Here is a 15,366-nt window from a genome sequence, read left to right on the forward strand (position 1 = left end):
CCTACACTAAGTGCATCGTTGCACTAGGTGCACGGCGGGTCCCTCTACAGGGCACGTGCCAGATCGGCGATCAGATCATCAGCGTGTTCGATGCCGACCGCGATCCGGATCGTGCCGGGACCGATCGACGCCGCTGCCAACTGCTGCTCGTCGAGCTGACGGTGGGTGGAACCGGCCGGGTGCAGGATCAGCGTCTGGGTGCCACCGAGGGAAGCGGCGAGCTTGATCACCCGTACCGAACGCTGGAAATGCAGTCCCGCGTCGAACCCGCCGGCGAGGTCGAAACAAAAAGGCGCCGGGAACCCGGTGATGTAGGTCTCGGCGACCGCATGGCTGGGGTGGTCCGGCGACCCGGTCCACAGCACCCGCTCGACCGCCGGATGGCCGGCGAGGAAGCCCGCGACGCGGGCGACGTTGGCGGCGTGCCGTTCCACCCGCAGCGGCAGGGTCTGGATGCCGCGCAGCGTGAGCCAGGCGGCGAACGGGTCGGCGACCGAACCGAACTCGACCGCGTGCTCCCACACCCGCCGGTGCAGAGCGTCGTCGGCGAAGACCGCGACACCGCCGGTCACGTCGCTGTGCCCGCCGAGGAACTTGGTGACCGAGTGGACGACCACGTCGGCGCCGTGTTCGATCGGCCGGCAGAACAGCGGCGTGACGAACGTGTTGTCGACGATCGTCAGCACCCCGGCGGCCTTCGCGATCGGGGCGAGCACCGGCAGGTCGCTGGAGTGGCCGGTCGGGTTGGCGATGGTCTCCAGGTAGAGGACCCGGGTGCGCGCAGTGATCGCCTGCCGCACCTCGTCCGGGTCGTGGCCGGTCACGAAGGTGACCCCGATGTCGTAGCGGTCGGCCAGGTCACGCAGTTTGGCGTGGGTGCCGCCGTACAGGGTGTGCTGAGCGATCACGTGGTCCCCGGCGCGCAGCAGACCGTGCAGGAGCAGGGAGATCGCGCCCATCCCGGAGGCGGTGGCGATGGCCGCCGTCCCACCCTCCAGACCGGTGACGGCCTCCTCCAGCGCGCGCACGGTCGGATTGGTGAACCGGGAGTACGCGTACCCCCGGTCTGGATGGTTCAGCCCCTCGGCCAGGAGCGCCGGATCGTCGAAGGCGAACGACGACGTCTGGTAGAGCGGGGCGGCGAGCGGTGTGCTGTCCGGGACGGGTACCCGGACGTGGACGGCGCGAGTCTCAGGACGCATGACCCGATCTTGACGCACCGGGCCGCGCCACGGCCCCCCGATGGCGGTCGGCGGGCCGTGGCACGACGTCTTCAGCGGGCCAGCCAGCCCCCGTCGACCGGGATGACCGTGCCGTGCACGTAGCGGGCGGCGTCCGAGGCGAGGAAGACGACCGCGCCTTTCAGGTCGTCGGGCTCGCCCCAGCGGCCGGCCGGGATCCGGTCCAGGATGGCCGCGCTGCGGACCGGGTCGTCACGCAGGGCGGCAGTGTTGTCGGTGGCCATGTAACCGGGAGCGATCGCGTTGACGTTGACCCCCCGCCCGGCCCATTCGTTGGCCAGCGCCTTGGTCAAGCCCAGGATGGCGTGTTTGCTGGCGGTGTAGGCGGGCACCCGGACCCCACCCTGGAACGACAGCATCGACGCGATGTTGATGATCTTCCCGGAACCCTGGGCCAGCATCCGCCGCCCGGCCGCCTGACTGAGCCGGAACGCGGCGTCGACGTTGACGGTAAACACGTCATCCCAGTCGTCATCGGTCACGTCGACGGCGTCGGTGCGGCGGATGATCCCGGCGTTGTTGACCAGGATGTCCAACCGGTCCAGTCCGTCCACATAACCGCGCAGGTCAGCGGTGGCCAGGTCCAGTTCCTTACTGCCGACCGCGATCACCGAGGCGCCCGCTTCGGCCAGGGCGTCCGCGCAGGCCTGGCCGAGACCACGGTTGCCGCCGGTCACCAGGGCCACCCGGCCGTCCAGACGGAAGCTGACCATCAGAGTCCCAGGTTGCGCAGCGTGGGCACGGTCTGGCCGACCCACTTCAGGTCGGTGTCCTCGTGGGCGCCCTGGGTACGCTGGGTTCCGGCGAGGAACCACAGGTAGTACGTGGTGTAGCCGGGCGCGCTGACCACCGTGTGGTAACCCTCGGGCATCATGTGCATGCCGTGGTCCCGGACGGTGAAGTTCTCCTCGTAACCCTCGTCGGTGTAGAGGCGGCAGATCCCGAAGCCACCCTGCGGGGCCACCCGGAAGTAGTACATCTCCTCGTGCGCCGCCTCGGCCGGCAGATCGTCCGTCTTGTGCCGATGCGGCGGGTAGGTGCTCCAGTTACCGGAGGGCGTGAACGTCTCCCCCACGATCAACCGCCGAGCCGGCAGGTCAGGCTGAGCGATCTCGGTCAGGATCTGGTGGAAGTTACGGCCGAAGTTGGCCGCTCCCCACCGCCCTTCGGCGACCTGGTCGGGCGCGATCACGTAGGGCTCGGCATCGAGGTCGCTGGGTGCGCTCGGCAGGGCGATCTCGACATCCGACACCGCCGTGACCGTGACGTCGTGATTGAAGGGAATATAGACGGAGTGGGGCTTCCCCGAGAACACGTCGGCCCGCCCACCGACCGCGTCGAATTCGACCCCGCCGACGGTGAAATCAGCGGTCCCGCCCAGAATCACCGCGAGGATCTCCCGGTCGCCTGAACTTCCCGACCACGACTCCCCCGCCGCGAGCTTCAACAGCTGGAAATCGAGTAGCGAGCACGGGTTGAACGGCAGCGAGTTCAGTCCCTCGGCCGCCGGGATGTTGGTGTGAAACTTGTACTCCATGGATGAAGCTCCTTACCAGGGGTGTTTCCAGCCGGGCCGGGTGACGCGGGCGAGGGCCTCCATGTAGAAGTAGTCCCCCCACAGGTTTCCCTCGTCCACCCCGACGTTCTTGGGTTTGTCGTACACACCGTGCAACAGCAGCGCGTTGGAATCGGGACGCGACACCGTCGAATAGCCCTCGATCAGCGAGTGCAGAATGCGTAGCGCGGCATCTCGATACCGGGTTCCGAGCGCGGGCGCCACCAGAGGTGCGAGTTCCAGCAGCCCGTTGACCGCGATGGCCGCCGCCGAACTGTCCCGTTCCTCATCAACCCCGGAAGCAGCGAAGATCAGGTCCCAATGCGCCACCCCGTCGGCGGGCAGATGCGCGAGGAAATAGTCGGCACACCGGATCGCGGCGGCCAGCAGTGTCGGATCCCCGGTGTACTGGTGATTGAGCGTGAACCCGTAAATTCCCCAAGCCTGCCCCCGCGCCCAGCACGACTCGTCCCCACTGCCCTGCTCGGTCTCGCCCCGCAGCGGTTCGCCGGTGGCCGGATCCCAGTAGAACGTGTGATAGGTCGTGTCGTCCGGCCGCAGCAGATGTTCCCGCAACTGCGCGGCGTGCCGCCGGGCCGCCGCCGCGTACTTCGGATCGCCGCTGGTCCGGCTGGCCCAGAACAGCAACGGTGTGTTCATCAAGCTGTCCACGATGGTGCGGCCCTGCTGGCGTGGATCGGCCAGATCGCCCCAGGCCTGAATGATTCCGGCGGACGGCAGCACCCGCCGGAGCAGGTGGTCGGCGGCGGACAGGGCGGCCCGTTCGGCCTCCGGATCACGGGTCCGGCGCCAGGCGGTCACACACGACAGCGTATAGAGGAAACCGAGGTCGTGCGTGTCCAGATCGATGCCGTGGTCGACGCGGTCCACGAATGAGCGTACGTGGGCGAGCGCCGCTTTCCGGTGTTGCTCCTCGCCACTCAGATCGTGCGCGACCCACAGCATGCCCGGCCAGAAACTGGTGGTCCAGCCGGTGTTCGCGGGACGGGGGGAATAGCGGTCGTCGGTGGTGGTGTCGGCCGGATAGCGTTCCCCGAAGGCCTCGATGTTGGCGTCGATGGTGCGCAGTGCGGCGGTCACCGCGGCTCCGGTCTGGTCGGCGATCGCCGTCATAGCGTCCTTTCGATCAGCGGGTTGAGCGTGAACTTGCTGTTCGCCCAGACGATGTAGATCAGTGGGCTGGCCGCGATGCCGAGTGCCAGGGCCGGTTTCGCCGCCAGCAGGGCCTCGAACAGAGCCAGCACGAACAGTGAGAACAGGCTCAGATACCAGCGCCGTACGCCCAGGAAGAGGCTTACCCGAACGGCGTCGCGCAGCCGGATCCCGGGTTTCTCAGCGAGCGCCACCAGCACGAGAATCGTAGTGACCGCGATCAGTGTCATCGCCACCACGATCACCGGCAGCAGCACCGCGCCGATCGGCCGATCCCAGGCCCACGCCGCGTCGACGCCGAGCACGAGCAGAGCGACGGTTGCCATGGCGCCGGTGGTCAGAGCGGGCCGTGCCGAGGCGCGCCAGGCTTTCCAGAAGGCGCCGACTTCAAGAAGAGAGAGCACGGTGAACGCCGCCACCAGAGCCGGCCCGGCCAGCGGCGCGAACAGCACGAGCAGCGGCCATGTCCGGGACGGGTCGGTGGTCAGCACGATCAGCACCAGCGGCGCGCAGGCGATCGCGAGCAGCAGGTTGGTCATCAGGGCGGTGTACACGCCCTGGAAGATCCGCCAGTGCCTCATCCCTTGAGCCCGGTCGTCGCGACACCTTCGACGAAGTAGCGCTGCCCGAACAGGAAGATCACCACGACCGGCAGGACGGACAGCACCGAGCCGGTCATGATCAGCGCGTACTCGGCGTTGTACTGGCTGATGAACGACTTGAGTCCGAGCTGGATCGTCCACAGGTCGGGGCTGCGCAGGTAGAGCAGTGGCCCGAGGTAGTCGTTCCAGGTGTTCACCAGCGTGATCAAAGCGAGGCTGGCCAGGGCGGGCACCGACAGCGGCAGCATGATCCGGCGGTAGATGCCGTATTCGCTCATTCCGTCGATGCGGGCCGCGTCCAGCAGTTCGTCCGGGATGCTCTCGTAGAACTGTTTCATCATGAACACGCCGATCGCACCGAACGCCTGCAGTGCCACGATCGACCAGATCGTGTCGGTGAGCTGGAACTTCGTCATCAGCACGAACTGCGGGACCATGTACGACGCCCACGGCACGGCCAGGGTGCCGATGTAGGCGAGGAACAACACGTCCCGCCCCGGAAACTGGATCTTCGAAAACCCGTACGCCGCGAAGCTGCCGGTGAGAAGTTGCAGGAAGGTGACGAGCGCGGACAGGAATACGGTGTTGCCGAGCCAGGTGGTCATCTCGGACCTGGTCCAGATGTCGGCGTAGTTGCTCCACACCGGATCGCTGGTGATCCATCTGACCGGGATGCTGAAGACGTCGTTGTTGGTCTTCAGCGACGACATCACCATCCAGTAGAACGGCAGGAGCACCACGATTCCGGCTGCGGCGAGTGCCAGATAGGCGAGGACCCGCACGATTCGGGTGGTCATCGGCTCCCCCGTTTGTTGACGATGAACTGAATGACCGTGACCACGAAACAGAGCGCGAAGAGCACGATGGAGACCGCTGACGCGTAACCGAACTGGTTCTCCTCGAAGCCCTTCTGGAAGATGTACTGCGACAGCACCAGGGTGGACTGGCCGGGCCCGCCGTCGGTCATCACCAGGATGATGTCGAAGACCTTGAAGCTGTTGATGGTGAGCAGCACGGTGACGAAGAACGTGGTGGGCCGCAGTCCCGGCAGGGTGACCGCCCGGAACCGGTCCCACGCGCTCGCGCCGTCGACCATCGCGGCCTCGTGTAACTGTTTCGGGATGGTCTGCAGCCCGGCGAGGAACAGCAGCATGTAGTAGCCCATGTCGCGCCAGGTGCTGACCAGGATGACGGCCGGCATCGACCAGTCCGCCGAGGTGGTCCAGCCGGGCGGGTTCGCCACCCCGATGAACCGCAGCACCTCGTTGACCGGCCCGAATCCCGGGCTGAGCAGCATGTTCCAGATCTGCGCGATGGCCACGATGGAGGTGATGTACGGGAAGAACGCGACCGTCCGGAAGAACGCCACCCCGCGCAGTCTGCGGTTGAGCAGCAGCGCCAGTCCGAGCGACACGGCCAGGGTGAGCGGGATGTGGAAGGCGGCGTAGTAGACGGTGTTGCCCAGCGCCGTCCAGAAGCTGCTGTCCCCGGCGAGCTGGCGGAAGTTGTCCAGCCCGGTCCAGGTCGCTCCACCGAAGACGTTCCACTCGGTGAACGCGTAGTAGAACAGCAGCCCCACCGGAACCAGCGTGAGCAGCGTGAATCCGGCGAAGTTGGGCAGCAGGAACGACCAGCCCAGCGCGGTGTTGCGCGCGACGACCCGGCCGCGCCGGCGGCGGGCCCCGGCGACTGTTGTGGTCATTGACGAGCTCCAGAGTTAGGTCCGCGGGCCCTGGTCCAGGGCCCGCGGAGAGGCACTTACTTCAGGACCTCGTTCTTGGCCCGGTCCTGGGCCTCGGTGATGGCCGCGTCGATCGGCTTGCTGCCGGACAGGACCGCGGTGTGCAGGTCGTTGAGGATGTTCTGCAGCGGGGCGGTGTACTGCGAGACCGGGTTCTCCGGCTTGGTGTCGTGCGCGGTGAAGGTGAACTTCGACAGCTCGTCGGTGGGCACACCCTTGAGCGCGAAGATGGTGTCGACGGCGGACGCCGTGTCGGCCGGGGTGACCCCGATGCCGGCCAGGGCCTTGGCGGCTTCCGGGCTCGCGGCGTACGCCAGGAAGTCCTTGGCCGCCTGGATCTTCCGCTCGCTGATCTTCGGGTTGATACCGAGACCGGTCGGGTCGCCGAAGGTCACCGGGGTGGCCGACGTGCCGGTGGTGGCCTTGGTCTGCTGCGGCATCGGCGCGAGACCCCAGTCGAAGGTGTCAGCATCGCCCTTGGCCTGCTGGCTGAGCAGAGTCGCGATGTACCAGCTCCCCATGATCATCATGCCGGTCGACTGCTTACCGAACTGGGCCTGGTAGGTGAGGCTGTTGGTGGTGGCGTCACCCAGGCCGACCTGTGCACCCGCGGCCTGCAGGTCGAGTGCGGTCTCGTAGTAGGGCTTCAGGAATCCGAAGTTCCCGCTGTCCAGGCTGGCACCGGCGGTCTGGGCCAGCGCCGGGCCCTGCGAGGTGGACTGCCAGGTGTGCTGGTAGGTGCCGAGCGCCTTGTCGCTCTTCGCCTTCAGCTTGGTGGTCAGTTCCTTGGCGGTGGCGGCGTACTCGGCCCAGGTCCAGGAACCGTCCGGGTGCTTCACACCGGCCTTGTCGAACAGCGCCTTGTTGTAATAGAGCACCCACGAGTCGGCCCGGTACGGGATCGCCCAGGTCTTGCCGTCGACCTGGTAACCGCTCAGCCCACCCAGATCGGAGCTCAGCTTGGCGGCCACGTCGGACACGTCGAGCAGTTGCTTGCCGTTCTGGTAGGTGTAGAAGTTCTTCAGGTTCTTCTGCACGTAGATGTCCGGGGCTTTGCCGGCGGCCAGGTCCGCGATCATCTGGGTGTCGTAGTTCTTGGCGTCGTACTCCTTGACCTCGACGGCGATGTCCGGGTGTGCGGCCTTGAACCCGTCGGCGAGTTTCTGGAACTCCGGCGTGGTCGCGAGACTCCACGCGGCCAGACTCAACGAGATCGGCCCGGAATCCTCCGAGTCGCCGTCACTGCTGCAGCCGGACAAGACCAATAGGAGCGCCGTGACAGCGGCGAGGGAGCGCTTCATTCGTACTCCTCCATAGCGATGCGGGTATGTGTTTCAACGGCGTCCGGCCAGACGATCCGGACCTGCCCGTGGTGCATCTCGACGCGACACGGTGCCTCGTCACGCCGGGTGGACGACTCGACGAGCACGGCGACCCAGTCCCCGGTGGCCGAGAACTCGGCCCACGGCACGCGGATCAGATCGCCGACCGGCGAGGCGTCCTCGAACTCGGTGCTGCCGCTGGCCCCGTCACCGAGGAGCGGCACCACCCTGCTGCGTGGCGTGCCGAGGCCCGGATCGGACCCCGGCTCGGCACGCGAGAACGGGAGCGGCCAGCCGCCGATGCGGAGCGCCACCGCATCCGGGGCGGTCTCTGCCACCCGGACGAGGCGGATCTCCCACGGGCCGCGGACCAGTGAGAACGTGGTGATGCGACCGGCCCGGCGGAGTTTTCCGGGGAGGCCTTCGCCGTGGTTGCGGGCCGGCGGATCAGGGTCCAGCCAGTGCGCCTCGGCGACCGAACCCCCCACCCCGACAGACCCGTCGAGGTGTACGGCGAGAGTGCGCATACCGGTCCGGTGCGATCGGCGCCCGGCCGTGTCGACGAGGACCACCGACTGGTCGAGCGGGTCGGTCCAGCCGCTGTCGTCGAGCACCGGCGAGGTGGCCGTCGAGTACCCGAGCCGGGCGTAGAGCGGCGAATCCCCGCCGGGAACACCCTCGAAGCCGTGATCGGTCCCGTGGTTGATCACCCGCACGACCCCGTCGGCCTTCGTTCCGGAGATCAGCCAACCCGGCGCGCGAACCGCCCGCAGCACGTCACCGGTCTCCACCGGCAGCAGCTCGGGGTCAGCCGCCCACACCGGATGATCCTCGGGAAGAGCGATACCGAGCAAACCCTTGCTGGCCCAGTACGGCGAACCAGGTCCCGAGTAGGACTGGGCCAACCGCGGCCACTCATGGTGCCAGCCGAGTGTGAGCAGGTCCTGCTCGAAGTGCCCGACGATGCTGCCCGCCGCGTGTTTCAACTGCCCGAGCGAATGCGACGGTACGCCGGCCAGCACGCCCGCCCAGAACGGCGCGGCGGCGGCGAACCGGTAGATCAGGCTGCGGCCCTGGATCAGGGGTGATCCGTTCGCGCCGACCAGGGCGAGAGCGTCGGTGAGGAAACGATCGAGGTCCTTTTTGGAAGTCGCGCTCAGTGAAGGTGCACCGGACATCCGCGACCACAGCACCGGGTACAGGTGCAGCGCCCAGCCGGTGTAGTGGTCGTAGGCCCGGGACGCGCCGTCGGCCAGCCAGCCGTCCGCGCGGCGGAACGTCTCGTGGGTGGCGAGATCCGCTTCCATCTCGGCGTCGGAGTAGGGCCCGCCGACCGACTTCAGGAACGTCTGCACGACCAGGCGGAACCAGACCCAGTTGATCCGCGGGTACGTGTCGTCGCCGACCGCCGGGGACAGGTAGTCGACGACTTGTTCCTGCACCACGCTGTCGAGGCGGTCCCACAGCCACGGCCGGGTCATGTCCAGGATCAGCGCGATCGAGGCGGCTTCCACTTTGGCCTGGGCGTGCTCGGTCAGGCGTACCCACCGCTCGGAGGAACCCGGATCTACGCCCGCCACTAGCCCGGCCGCATAGCGTTCGAGCAGCTCGTCCTGGCCTTGGCCACGCTCACCGGCGATCCGGAAGCCGGCCGTCAGGAACGTCCGGGCGAAACCTTCCAGTCCGTCGACCGCACGGCCGTAACCACCCTCGGCACCCGGCAGCAGGATCTGCGCACGGTTCGGTGACGAGTGACGGACGGTGGCGGCGAGCAGGCGGTCGGCGTATCCGGTCCAGTCGGATCGGCTGGCGAGGGCAGGGTTCAACGCGGGCACATCACGCTCCGAAGGCGATCGGACGGGTACCGTGATCGGTTTCCGGGAAGTAAAACGCTCACAATCGACCATGTCAATAAGTTGTTCACTCACAGAGCGCCAAAAGTAGTCAAACAACGCCTTGAACTGGCTCTTTACCGGCTCCATTCCACTGCGGACCGGGGCTTTTCTTGTTTCAGCACCGTTAAAGTGATCTGATACGATCGCGTTCGATCACAGGGGGAGACATGCGCGTGGCACCCGCCGGCGACCGCCGGACCTGGGACAGTGTCGACCAGCCGACCGTCCGGGCCCTCGAGGAGCGCGCCCGCGCCGCCCTCGGCACCCCCTGGCCCACTCCCCTGGCCCACGACTTCGCCCGGGTGTTCCGCGACGGCGACCGGGACACGTACGAGCAGGCGATCTGGGTCCGGCACGAACGGCTGGCCCGCGCGGTGGCCCTGGCCGCCGCCACCCTCGATCCGATGTGGCTGGACGAGGTCGCCGACGGAGTGATCCTGTTCTGCGAGCAGAGCACCTGGTGCTGGCCCGCTCACGACGACACCCTCGAACGGCACGGCTCGGTGCTGCCGACCGTCACCGACCCCTACGTCGACCTCGGCGCCGGGGAGGTCGCCGCCGACCTGGCCTGGACCGACCACGTGCTGGGCGCTCTGCTGGACGAGCGATACCCCGGACTGCGGGACCGGATTCGGTACGAGGTGAAACGTCGCGTGTTCGACCCGTTCACCGCACGCCGCGACTGGCAGTGGCTGGGGCTCGACGGCGACGTCAACAACTGGAACCCGTGGATCCACAGCAACATCCTGGTCGCCGCTCTTCTGCTCGCGCCCGAGTCCTCCTCGCTGGTCGACCTGGTCGTGGAAGGGCTCGCGCACTACGAGGCGGCGATTCCGGCGGACGGGGCGATCGACGAGGGCTACCACTACTGGTGGTACGGGGCCTGCCGTTACCTGGAAGCCCTGGAACTGCTCGGGAGACCGCTCGACGCGTCGCTGGTCGCGTTCCCGCATCGGGTGCACCTGGGCGGCCCGTGGTACCTGAACCATGCCGACGGCCCGGCGAAACCCTCGTACCAGCAGCCCTGGCACGCCCTTCATCGTCTGGCGCGACTGGTCGGCTCGGCGGAGGCCGAGGCACACGCCGCCGCCCAGCGCCGGCCAGGCGAACCGGTCGCGCACGAGACCCAGGGGCTCGGCTATCTGCTGCACGCGCTGACCGACGCCGACTGGATCGCGGCGGTGCCCGGCTCGTCACCGCTGCCCCGCGAGGTGTGGTTCCCGTCCACACAGGTGCTGCTCGCCCGGCAGCACGCCGGTTCCGCCGCCGGGCTGACGCTCGCGGTCAAAGGTGGCCACAACGACGAGAACCACAACCACAACGACATCGGCAGTTTCATCATCGCCCGTGACGGGGTGCCGATCCTGGTCGATCCGGGGCGGCCCACGTACACCGCGCAGACGTTCGGCCCGCAGCGCTACGACATCTGGACCATGCAGTCCGCCTGGCACAACACGCCGACGATCCGGGGCACGCAACAGGCGCCCGGCCGCGCCTTCGCGGCGAGGGACGTCACCGTCGGCGACGGCACCGTCAGCATGGACATCGCCGGGGCCTATCCGCGTGACGACATCCGCTCATGGGTCCGCACGGCACGGCTGGACCGCTCGACCGGTACCGTCACCATCCGTGACACCTGGGAACTCGCCCCCTCCCCCGGCCCCGGCTCCGCGCCGACCGTGATCCACTTGATCGTCGCCGGGGACCCCGAGCCGGGCTTCCTGCCGGACGGGCTGCCGTACTCGATCGTGGTGAAGGAACTCGACGACCCGATGCTGTCCGGCGTGTGGGGTTCCCGCCTGACCCGCCTGGACATCGACGTCACCTCACTGGGCCCCGTCGGCACCTATGAACTGTCCGTTTCGTTCGCTGAGGAGAATCGGTGAGTACACCCGACAAGCGGGGACCTCTGCAGGTGGCCCGCCGGGCACGTCTGCTGGAACAGTTGCAGCGAGACGGCGTGCTGCGGGTCTCCGACCTCACCGACGCGCTCGGCGCCTCCACCGTGACGATCCGCCGCGACATCGCCCAGCTCGCATCCGAAGGCCTGGTCCGGCGAGTGCACGGCGGCGTGGCCCTGCCGTCGTCCGCCGCAGCCGCCGACGAACCTTTCAGCGGCAGCCTCGGCATGCTCGTCCCGTCGCTCGACTACTACTACCCGCACGTGGCCCGCGGCGCCGAAGAGGCCGCCCGCGACCTGGACATGAGGATCGTGCTGCGCGGCTCGTCCTACCAGACCGAAGACGACCGCCCACAGATCGACCGCCTCGTCGACCAGGGCGTCGACGCGCTGATCGTGGCACCCCGGATGGACGCGCCGACCGCCCGGCACACCATCGAATGGCTGGCCGGCCTCGGCCTTCCGGTCGTCCTGCTGGAACGCACCGCCACCGCCGGCCCGCACCACGCCCCCCTCGAATCGGTCGTCTCCGACCACGCGCAGGGCGCCGGTATGGCCGTCCGGCACATGGCCGGACTCGGCCACCGCAAAGTCGGCGTGGTCCTGGCGGCTTTGAGCCCGACCAGCCCGCACATCCACCGAGGCTGGCAGGAGACCGCGGTCGAACTGGGCCTGGACATCACCGACACCGTCGACGAGCGGGTGCCCGACGCCCGCTCCCCCGAATCCGAGGCCGCCCTGGACCACGCCCTGGACCGGGCACTGGCGACCGGCACCACAGCCCTGCTGGTGCATGCGGACGCCGAAGCGATAGCGCTGGTCCAGCGCTGCGAGGAACGCCACCTGTCCATCCCCGGCGACCTGTCGGTGATCGCCTACGACGACGAGGTGGCCGGCCTGTTCAGCCCCGCCCTGACGGCGGTCCGCCCACCCCGCCGCTCGATCGGCCGGGCCGCGGTCCGCTTGGCCGCCGACCGCCTGGCCGATCCGGGCCGCCCCACTCACCGCATGCTGATCAGCCCCTCCTTGCGCCTCCGCGACTCGGTCGCGGCCCCACACTGAGGCTCTCCAGCGCGGGCATCCGCCACCCCTCGGCCAGCCGTGACGGGTGCACGTTGGAGCCGCCGCCGAAGAACTCGCAGAACTTCATGATCAGCGGGTCCCAGCGCAGCGGGTCGACGTAGGCGGTGCCCGGCACCAGCAGGGCATCGTCCACATGGGTGCGGACGACCTCGATCTCGTACGCGGTGGCACCGGCCCCCGCCAGCCGGTGCGTGCCGACCACCCGGCCCTCGATCTGGATCGGGCACTCGGCCACCCGCGGCGGCCCGACCAGGTCGGAACGCTGCCCGGTCAGGCCGCCGAGCGCGAACTTGTCCGCGACGTGGCGGTAACCCTGCGCCGCCTTGGCCTCCGGCACGTCCGGCCGCCCGGTCGTCATCGCGATCCGGTCGACCGCCCCGGCCAGCGACGACGGCGCCAGGTTGAGCACACACTCCCGCTCGCGCAGCAGGTTGGCCCCGGTACGACTGCGGTCGCCCATGCCGGCCATCGCGGTCTGCCCGATCCACCAGGCCGACGACATCGGCGCCAGGTTGGCGGTCCGGTCCTCGTTGAGCGTGCTGACCAGCACGACGGGCGTGCCGAAGTAGAGGACCTTGAGCCCCGGAACGATATGCATCGCCCCATGCTGGTCCCCCGGCCGGACAAGCGCTGGCGCGTTTCGGACGTCGCGCTTCGCTCAGCTCCGGTGCCGCATGGGCCGTACATCGGCCGGTGCCCCCGGCGACCCACCCGGTGTGGCCCGGTAGTCCGGCACCCCCACGCACGTGAGGATCAACGCGTCCAGCGGTGCTCCGACCAGGGCCGGGATCTCGCTGTCGAGGAAGGTCATGCCGGTCGCGCTCGCCCCCATCGCGTACGCGATCAGGTGCAACCGCCCCTCGACCAGCCCGGCGGCCAGTTGCGCGGCCCGGTACTCGCGGTCGTCCAAGCTCGCCACGTCAGCCGCGGTGATCACCACGAAGGCCGCGTCCCGGCTCAGCCCTTGCTCCAGGCTCACCCGGTAGAGCTCGTCACGCTGGTTGCCGGCGTGAATCGGGGTATCGAGATCGGGCCACCGGTACACGCCCGGCGACACACCGTCGACGGCGTGCACGGCTACGAACTGCGGCAGGTCGATGCCACGGACCGCCAGCCGCAGGCCGGTGGTGAGCACGTTCTCCGGCACCGTACGGGCCGGGTCCATCCGCCGTTGCGAGCCGCGGGCGAGCACCACCGCCTCGACCGGCCCGGCCCCCGTCTCCGGCACGCCGACCGGGTCGCCGTCCGCCCACGGTTCCCCCAGCACGGTCCGGTCACCGGCCCGCTGCGCCGCCGTCACCAGCGGGAACTCCACCGGATCCCGGTCGACGTCGCCGGTGGCCGCCGGGCCGGACGACGTCGACGCGGGCCGACGCAGGCCGAGCCCGACCACGGCGACCGGCCATTCGTGTACACCGTCCGCGCCGACCAGTTCGGTGACCGCCCGATCCGGGAAGGTGGTGTAGAGCCGCGCCGGGATGCCCGCGGAACGGGCCAGAGCCAGGGTCTGAGCCAGCATCGTGCCCGCGTCCCAGTAGACATGTCGGAAGCCACGCTCGCGATACCGCCAGCCGGTTCGCCACGGGACGCCGGTGACCACGAGCGCCGCGTCGCCACCGCTCGGCGCGGGCGCGACCCGCACCAGGGCGTGCCCGGCCGGGTCGTACCAGTGCACGCCGGCGGGAAGCCCGTCGAGACCGTCCGGGAGGAGCACGTACAGCTCCAGCGGGAAGCGCCCGCCCGCTGAACCCGCCGCCCGGAACAGATGGGTGATCCCGTTGCTGCGCCGGGAGGTACGCACGACGCCCGCGGACAGGTGCAGCAGCCGGGCGAGATGCGGCAGGTCGAGGTCACGGGCCGCGACCTGCGCCGTGCCGGCCAGCACGTCGACGGCCGGTGGCTCGGTCGGCGGCAGGTCCCGGGGCAGCGCGAAACGAGGCAGGTCGTCGGCATACCGCTTGTAGAACAACGGGAACCGGTCGAAGTCGTCGGGTTTCAGGTCCAGGACAAGACGCGGATCGGAGATGACGTCGTCCCACTCCCGTCCCGGCTCGTAGGAGTTCAGCCTGTGCAGAATCTGGGTCGCGGTCTCCACCGATCCGACTCTAGATGTGCCGGCCGCCTACTCAGCGCAAGGCGGCTTCCAAGGGCTGCCGATGCCGCTGGGTCCACGTATACGCGTCCCGTACCGCATCGATCACGCCCGACGACCGCAACCGCGACATCGCCGGGTCGCCGGAGTCCGCACCCGCCTCGATGCCTCGCCAGCAGCGATCCTGCCACCAGAGGATCGCCGGGACCAGGCCGGCCCGGATCGACCGAAGGCCGTAACCGTCGATGATCTCCCGGATCAGCCGGGCCGCCTCCGGAACGTCCGGACCGGCCGGTCCCAGGCCCGCGAACTGCCAGCACGCGTGGGCCACGTCGTGCACCCGCTTGCCGGGTGCGGCGAGGTCCCAGTCCAGGAACGCCACCGCCCGATCATCGCGGTAGACGGTGTTCTTCGGGGACAGGTCGTTGTGGCAGACGACCTCGTGCGGGCCGGCCAGGGTGGTGCCGGCGGTCAGGCCGTGGAACTCGCGGATCAGGCGGCCCACCGACACCAGGTTCGCGGTGCGGGAACCGGTCAGCGGAACCGACCCGGGCAGGAATTCGAGCATGTCCCGGCCCTGGTCGTCGACGCCCAGGTAGCGGGGTGATCCGCTCCACGACTCCAGGTGCCGCAACACCGCGTGCACGAACGGCGGATCAGGCGGCGGCGTCTTGCGGACCGTGCCGCCGACCCGGACCGCGTCGCCGATGAAACCACCCGGCAATGGCTGTTCCAGCATCAGACCACTCTGGCACCCGCGGC

The 15,366-nt window shown here is 68.9% G+C and carries 14 protein-coding genes; 2 read left to right on the plus strand and 12 right to left on the minus strand.

Going from position 1 to position 15,366, the window contains the following annotated elements; genetic code table 11:
• Positions 1-44 precede the first annotated feature (44 nt).
• The 9 genes from BLU81_RS15480 to BLU81_RS15520 all read right to left on the minus strand — a co-directional run bounded on the left by BLU81_RS15480 (position 45) and on the right by BLU81_RS15520 (position 9,469).
• A complete protein-coding gene (locus BLU81_RS15480; protein WP_092545319.1) occupies positions 45-1,202 on the minus strand; it encodes a trans-sulfuration enzyme family protein in 1,158 nt (385 codons plus the stop codon).
• 71 nt (positions 1,203-1,273) lie between these two features.
• Positions 1,274-1,954 carry an SDR family oxidoreductase gene (locus BLU81_RS15485; protein ID WP_092545320.1) on the minus strand — a complete coding sequence of 227 codons (681 nt, stop codon included), beginning with the start codon at positions 1,952-1,954 and terminating at the stop codon, positions 1,274-1,276.
• Entirely contained in the window at positions 1,954-2,778 is an 825-nt protein-coding gene (iolB, locus tag BLU81_RS15490; protein WP_092545321.1) for a 5-deoxy-glucuronate isomerase, read from the minus strand. Before iolB ends, BLU81_RS15485 begins: the two co-directional genes overlap by 1 nt.
• 12 nt (positions 2,779-2,790) lie before the next feature.
• The gene (locus BLU81_RS15495) at positions 2,791-3,930 is read right to left on the minus strand and encodes a glycoside hydrolase family 88 protein (RefSeq protein WP_092545322.1); all 1,140 of its coding nucleotides are present in this window, start codon (positions 3,928-3,930) and stop codon (positions 2,791-2,793) included.
• Positions 3,927-4,550, minus strand: coding sequence for a hypothetical protein (locus BLU81_RS15500; protein WP_092545323.1), 624 nt, complete (start codon positions 4,548-4,550; stop codon positions 3,927-3,929). The genes BLU81_RS15495 and BLU81_RS15500 overlap by 4 nt, the downstream gene beginning before the upstream one ends.
• Entirely contained in the window at positions 4,547-5,368 is an 822-nt protein-coding gene (locus BLU81_RS15505) for a carbohydrate ABC transporter permease (protein ID WP_092545324.1), read from the minus strand. Before BLU81_RS15505 ends, BLU81_RS15500 begins: the two co-directional genes overlap by 4 nt.
• Positions 5,365-6,273 carry a carbohydrate ABC transporter permease gene (locus BLU81_RS15510; RefSeq protein ID WP_092545325.1) on the minus strand — a complete coding sequence of 303 codons (909 nt, stop codon included), beginning with the start codon at positions 6,271-6,273 and terminating at the stop codon, positions 5,365-5,367. Before BLU81_RS15510 ends, BLU81_RS15505 begins: the two co-directional genes overlap by 4 nt.
• 56 nt (positions 6,274-6,329) lie before the next feature.
• Positions 6,330-7,613, minus strand: coding sequence for an ABC transporter substrate-binding protein (locus BLU81_RS15515; protein WP_092545326.1), 1,284 nt, complete (start codon positions 7,611-7,613; stop codon positions 6,330-6,332).
• Positions 7,610-9,469 carry a DUF2264 domain-containing protein gene (locus BLU81_RS15520; protein ID WP_373873245.1) on the minus strand — a complete coding sequence of 620 codons (1,860 nt, stop codon included), beginning with the start codon at positions 9,467-9,469 and terminating at the stop codon, positions 7,610-7,612. Before BLU81_RS15520 ends, BLU81_RS15515 begins: the two co-directional genes overlap by 4 nt.
• A 227-nt stretch (positions 9,470-9,696) precedes the next feature.
• Here BLU81_RS15520 and BLU81_RS15525 point away from each other — a divergent pair, with 227 nt between their 5' ends.
• On the plus strand, positions 9,697-11,415 hold the full coding sequence (locus BLU81_RS15525; RefSeq protein ID WP_092545328.1) for a heparinase II/III domain-containing protein: 1,719 nt from the start codon (positions 9,697-9,699) through the stop codon (positions 11,413-11,415).
• Positions 11,412-12,491: a substrate-binding domain-containing protein gene (locus tag BLU81_RS15530; protein WP_092545329.1), complete on the plus strand. Its 1,080-nt coding sequence runs from the start codon at positions 11,412-11,414 to the stop codon at positions 12,489-12,491. Before BLU81_RS15525 ends, BLU81_RS15530 begins: the two co-directional genes overlap by 4 nt.
• Here the strand turns inward: BLU81_RS15530 and BLU81_RS15535 are convergent.
• From BLU81_RS15535 to BLU81_RS15545, 3 genes are read right to left on the minus strand one after another with little or no spacing between them, the layout of a single operon-like run.
• On the minus strand, positions 12,445-13,110 hold the full coding sequence (locus BLU81_RS15535; RefSeq protein WP_092545330.1) for a flavin reductase family protein: 666 nt from the start codon (positions 13,108-13,110) through the stop codon (positions 12,445-12,447). The genes BLU81_RS15530 and BLU81_RS15535 overlap by 47 nt on opposite strands.
• Before the next feature lie 60 nt (positions 13,111-13,170).
• Complete coding sequence (locus BLU81_RS15540) at positions 13,171-14,607, minus strand: nitroreductase family protein (RefSeq protein ID WP_231954565.1); 1,437 nt, start codon at positions 14,605-14,607, stop codon at positions 13,171-13,173.
• 31 nt (positions 14,608-14,638) lie between these two features.
• Positions 14,639-15,343 (minus strand): phosphotransferase, encoded by a 705-nt coding sequence (locus tag BLU81_RS15545; protein WP_092545331.1) that lies wholly within the window; start codon positions 15,341-15,343, stop codon positions 14,639-14,641.
• Positions 15,344-15,366 lie beyond the last annotated feature (23 nt).

The sequence above is a fragment of the Actinoplanes derwentensis genome, from assembly GCF_900104725.1.
In the GTDB taxonomy this organism is placed as follows: domain Bacteria; phylum Actinomycetota; class Actinomycetes; order Mycobacteriales; family Micromonosporaceae; genus Actinoplanes; species Actinoplanes derwentensis.

Coding starts and splice junctions, on each gene's coding strand:
- BLU81_RS15480 (WP_092545319.1), bottom strand. CDS start 1,202: ATGCGTCCTGAGACTCGCGCCGTCCACGTCCGGGTACCCGTCCCGGAC.
- BLU81_RS15485 (WP_092545320.1), bottom strand. CDS start 1,954: ATGGTCAGCTTCCGTCTGGACGGCCGGGTGGCCCTGGTGACCGGCGGC.
- iolB (WP_092545321.1), bottom strand. CDS start 2,778: ATGGAGTACAAGTTTCACACCAACATCCCGGCGGCCGAGGGACTGAAC.
- BLU81_RS15495 (WP_092545322.1), bottom strand. CDS start 3,930: ATGACGGCGATCGCCGACCAGACCGGAGCCGCGGTGACCGCCGCACTG.
- BLU81_RS15500 (WP_092545323.1), bottom strand. CDS start 4,550: ATGAGGCACTGGCGGATCTTCCAGGGCGTGTACACCGCCCTGATGACC.
- BLU81_RS15505 (WP_092545324.1), bottom strand. CDS start 5,368: ATGACCACCCGAATCGTGCGGGTCCTCGCCTATCTGGCACTCGCCGCA.
- BLU81_RS15510 (WP_092545325.1), bottom strand. CDS start 6,273: ATGACCACAACAGTCGCCGGGGCCCGCCGCCGGCGCGGCCGGGTCGTC.
- BLU81_RS15515 (WP_092545326.1), bottom strand. CDS start 7,613: ATGAAGCGCTCCCTCGCCGCTGTCACGGCGCTCCTATTGGTCTTGTCC.
- BLU81_RS15525 (WP_092545328.1), top strand. CDS start 9,697: ATGCGCGTGGCACCCGCCGGCGACCGCCGGACCTGGGACAGTGTCGAC.
- BLU81_RS15535 (WP_092545330.1), bottom strand. CDS start 13,110: ATGCATATCGTTCCGGGGCTCAAGGTCCTCTACTTCGGCACGCCCGTC.
- BLU81_RS15545 (WP_092545331.1), bottom strand. CDS start 15,343: ATGCTGGAACAGCCATTGCCGGGTGGTTTCATCGGCGACGCGGTCCGG.